Origin of the sequence: Methylobacterium sp. J-048, from assembly GCF_022829515.1 — a bacterium.
In the GTDB taxonomy this organism is placed as follows: Bacteria; Pseudomonadota; Alphaproteobacteria; order Rhizobiales; family Beijerinckiaceae; genus Methylobacterium.
Map to the genome: position 1 here is coordinate 1 of NZ_JAKSYL010000236.1, position 4,425 is coordinate 4,425.

Here is a 4,425-nt window from a genome sequence, read left to right on the forward strand (position 1 = left end):
CGGCAAGCAGGCGAGGCTGACCCTCAAGGAGCCCGGCGACTTCGTGATCGAGTGCGGCATCCACCCAAAGATGAAGCTCACCCTCCACGTCCAGTAGGAGGGCCGCTACGACGGTCCGTCTACCCCACAGCCTCAGATCACCGGCAGGCCGACGAGTCCTTCATACAGGGCCTCATGGCCGACGTAGTACAGCGCCAGGAAGGCTGCGAGCGCACCGCCGTAGTAGGCCGGCGCCCAAGCTACATCGCGCACCCGCACCGCGGTTCGGGCGTCGTCGGCTGCGATACCGAGCAGCACGACGATGATCCCGGAATGCCCGATCGCGTCGACCTTGCCGAACTCGAACACCGCCGAGACGAAGATCGCCGCTAGGATGATCGCCGCGGCGCGCCGCACCAGCGGGGTCCAGATCAGCGCGAAGGCCAGGGTGAACTCGATGACACCGGCGGCCTGCATGAACAGTTCGGGGGTCGCACCCATGGTCATCTGCGGCTTGGCGGTGAGCAGCGGATCAGTCCACTGCGGGTAGGCCCACTTCTCGACCGAGGCCCACATCAGCGTGATGGCAGCGGTCCAGCGCACGATGTCCAGCGGGCGCAAGCCGAAGGGCTTCAGGTTGAGGCCTTGGCAAACGAGGTAGACCGCCACACCGAGGAACACCGGATAGTCGGCGAGGTGGAAGACGCCGTACTGCGCGGTGGCGAAGCTGAACAGGAATACGATGCCCATCCCGGTGAGCGGCATGGTCCTCCGCCAGATCAGGCAGGCGGCGAGCGCGAGTTGGAACCACGGGATCCAGGCGACGTCGGTCTTGAGCTCCGGGGTCAGGATGATGCCGCCCAGCTCCCAGAGCGAGACGAAAAAGAAGCCGAGGGTGGCGCGGACCAGGAGCTCGGTGTCGGTGCGGATCCGGGTGGTGACGCGATCCAACGCATTCATGAGGGCACCGCCGAGCGGCGTGCCCTCTGCCAGGCACCCGAACATCAGGCAAAGGATGGCCAGACCAGAGAGCCACTCGAAGTCAGCGCACAGCACCTGTTCGAGGCCACGCGGCTGCCCGGCGACGTCGTAGGCGCAGAACCACTTCACGTGAGCGCTGGCAGAGCTCGTACCGGCGAGAAATACCAGTGGTGGGGCCGTGAGACTTACCAGCGCGCGCGTAACCAGGTGACGCGTGAGCCTGAGCACCGGGACCCGAACCATGGCCACCTCGAAACACGTATCGGGCACCGACCCGCCTACGTATTTCCTCACAAAGCAGAGCTTTGCGCCAACGAATTGTTAACCTGTGTTGCATAATGGTTAATAGGGCAGATCAAAGCGCATTTAGAGCTCGGAAGCCTATCGATAGCGATGCCGGCGTGCCGTTCGATGGTCAGCGGCACCATGAGGCGGCACCGCACCACCGGATGGAAGCCGGACCGATGGCCCCTGTCGTTGCTGGATCGACGGACGACCGCTGCGCGACCGTCTGCTCAGCAGGGCGATTGGCCTTCACCAGCATCGCGGCCGAGAAGCAGCAGAGCGCGAGGGCAGCGATCCAGAGGGCGCCTCTTAGGGTTCGGATCGTTCGCTTGGACATGTCGACGACGGTGACGGCCGTCGGTTAGCGAACCCTTGCAAGTAGGCGTGTTGCCTTAGCGCAGGTTGCATAGCGGTGCTGTGAGACAGACAGCCGTCGCAGTGCCTGCAACCCACGCGCGAAAAATCATCTGAACCATCGACGTTAAGCGCTATTAACCCAGATCAAGAGCGGTTTGAGGGCTGCTCACTTTCCCATCAGTTTCAGACCCGTGTTCAGCATGCGAACCGTTGACCCGTACACGCCTTCCCTCGGCTCGTCGCAGGATCCAGTATTGCACGGTGTAGCCACCGGATTGGCGGACCTGTTTCCCCCAGTCGACCATCCTGTAGGCTTCACGGATGGGTCTCAAGACGCTCCCGACGTTACAGCTGAGCCAGCTTCGATCTCAGAGGATACCTCAGACGGCGGGATGTGACTGGAGCGGTGAGTACCGATTCCCATCAGCGCTCGTGAGCTTGATGGCACAACTCCCGCCCCTACACCCGGGGTTGGCCTTTGCCGTTCAGTGTCGCCGATGATCTGGAGCCCTGGGCCGGCGCTTGCGGTCTCCAGTCCCGCCGCCGCACCGACCCTCACGCGACTGCCCGGCCAAGGCTTCACGAGCGATCCGTAAGGAACTGGCCCGAAGAACGCCTGTCGTCGCGTGCTTGCCCGCCGCATGCCTTGCGGTGTTGCGAACGCCTAGGGCGCGCCGGCGGGAAGGGGGCAGGGCTGTAGCAGCCGCGGGAGGAACTGTCGCGGTCAGCTCATCGGCGGCTGAGGGCCGTCCACTGCGTCACGACCGACTCGTCGGCCGGCATATAGGCGTCAACGATGGCACCCTTCCGGCTCACGACGCAGATCATCGCCGCCTCGCGTACCTCGTACATCATCGGCCGCTCGTAGGTGATGCGGAACCGCACCGGCGCGAAATAGTCGCCTTTCATGTCGGTCTTATCCGCACCAGCTGAGACCGCCTCGACCTGCTTCATGCCGGCCTTGCCGGCCTCGCTCATGACGGTGGCTCGACAGGTCTCCACGGTTCGGTTGCGGCCCGGCACCTCGGGCAGGGGCTGACCTATGGTCTGCAGGGCGGCGGAAGTGCCCTTCACCAGGCCGGTGCCGGGTACCATCGACAGGATGGTCTGCTCTCCGGCTGCGGCGGATGCAGGTCCGATCGGCGCGATCTGCCAGGGCATCTGCCATGTGGCCGCCGAGCTGTCCGATGTGGCGGTTGCATCCTGCGCCAGCGCAGGGCCGGCCAGGGCAGAGATGAGGGTCGCGCAGCAGATCGAACGTAGGAACATCACGGCTTTCCTTCTTCGCGGGGGTGAACGAGGGGCCGCGGCATCGCACTAGTCCGTCGGCGCGAGGGCTGGTGGCAGCGTCCAAGGTGCGGACGGCGCGGAAGCGGTTGGTAGGTTCACCGAGCGATCGGCATGCGCCCGATGCATGGAGGCGTGCGCGACCGCGCCGGCATCGATCCGCGCCCGGACCGCTTGTGGCAGGCTGATGATGCCCGCCGTCTGCTCAGTGTCGCGATACGGCACTCGGGCTCGCGAGGCTGCTGTCGCCGGCTTCGGCCGTCTGAGCGACTGCACGTGTTTCGCTGGTCCGGGGTTCAGGATCGGCGCGACCACGCCCCCGGCGTCGTGGGGCGTCGTGATCGGGCTCGTTCGATCCACCACCTGCCGCGCAGGATCCGGGTTGAGCGTCGCCACGCGTCCGGGCGGGGGCACAGCGGTGATCGTCGGTGCAGAACGACCGAGAACCTCGATCGGAGCCTGCGCCTGGATCGATCGGGGCGGCAGGATCGGCGCAGGGGTCGGCCTCGTCGACAGGGCTCGCGTCGGCTCCGTTCTGGCTCGATCCTGCGATTGTTGCGGCACATCTGGTTCAAGCGCCGCTACCACGGGCGGCTGAACCGATGTCCCGACATTTCGACGTTCGGTGCGGTCATTCCAAATGGACGACTGTTCGTGCGTTAGACGCGCCGCATCGAGGGGGCCACGGCCGATTAGCGGCAGGCGCGGGTTAGCGCGAGGGGGCAGGAATTCCGGCTGCTCCGCGGTGTCCGCTGGATCCGGATCCAGGAAACTGCGCGGTCCGTCCGCGGGCGGTGAAGCATCCGGATCGTCTCGCGTCGATAGCGGCCCGGTCAGGTGCGGGACCTCAACCCACGCCGGAAAGATGACGGGAGCTTCGACGGGCACAGCAGATGGTGTGCGGCGCGTAGACGTCGGCGGCATCCAACCGCTGCGAGGGGCAAGCCAGGTTGCGCCTATTGCGAGCAATGCGAGAGTAGATAAGCAGGAAATTGAGATTGTAGCGCAGGCTGACAACGGGTCACCGCGCCTAACGACCCTGAGGTGCCGGGCGACGCCGATGGGCTCCAGGTCGCCGACTATGGCCAGACCGCGATTTAACATCTGTTAGAAACTGGGCTAGCCCAGAAACAGTTCAAGGCTGCGGCAAAATCGAATCACGAGCAGTCGAAGACCGTTAAAAGTGCATTTGTGTGGCCTGAAGATTCAGGTGTGCCAGAACGCCCGCTCTAAAACGGCGCATTGGGTTTGTTCGTAATACCGTCCGCCCGCAGACCGGCACCGCATAGCTCAGCCCGCCCGACCACCCGCGCGGATTCGAGAACGTGCCTCTCGGTCGAGGTCGCCAGCCGCTTGTCGGCAGCTCTTTTTCGGTTCCGTTTTCCCCGATTCTGACAGGTCTTGAACTTCAGTAGGCGTGCGCTGCGGGGATTTGCACCCACCCCCCTGAGGAATGGATCCCTTCCGGGCCAGGCGCAGCCAAGCGGTCCACTCGGCCGAGACGATGCGGACGATGTTCGGCAGGTTGCGAAACCC

Annotated in this window: 2 protein-coding genes and 1 pseudogene; all 3 read right to left on the bottom strand. The window is 64.8% G+C overall.

The genetic code is table 11. The features are described from left to right. Window positions 1-132: 132 nt before the first annotated feature. Window positions 133-1,203: a hypothetical protein gene (locus MKL09_RS23960; RefSeq protein ID WP_409566981.1), complete on the bottom strand. Its 1,071-nt coding sequence runs from the start codon at window positions 1,201-1,203 to the stop codon at window positions 133-135. 1,128 nt (window positions 1,204-2,331) lie between these two features. Continuing rightward, window positions 2,332-2,871 carry a hypothetical protein gene (locus tag MKL09_RS23965; protein WP_244024395.1) on the bottom strand — a complete coding sequence of 180 codons (540 nt, stop codon included), beginning with the start codon at window positions 2,869-2,871 and terminating at the stop codon, window positions 2,332-2,334. A 1,308-nt stretch (window positions 2,872-4,179) separates the two neighbouring features. Further along, window positions 4,180-4,425 (bottom strand): annotated as a pseudogene (locus MKL09_RS23970) (helix-turn-helix domain-containing protein); the annotation flags it as partial.

What these genes read in the sequence shown, in the direction of transcription:
- MKL09_RS23960 (WP_409566981.1), bottom strand. Translation starts at nt 1,203, where the DNA reads ATGGTTCGGGTCCCGGTGCTCAGGCTCACGCGTCACCTGGTTACGCGC.
- MKL09_RS23965 (WP_244024395.1), bottom strand. Translation starts at nt 2,871, where the DNA reads ATGTTCCTACGTTCGATCTGCTGCGCGACCCTCATCTCTGCCCTGGCC.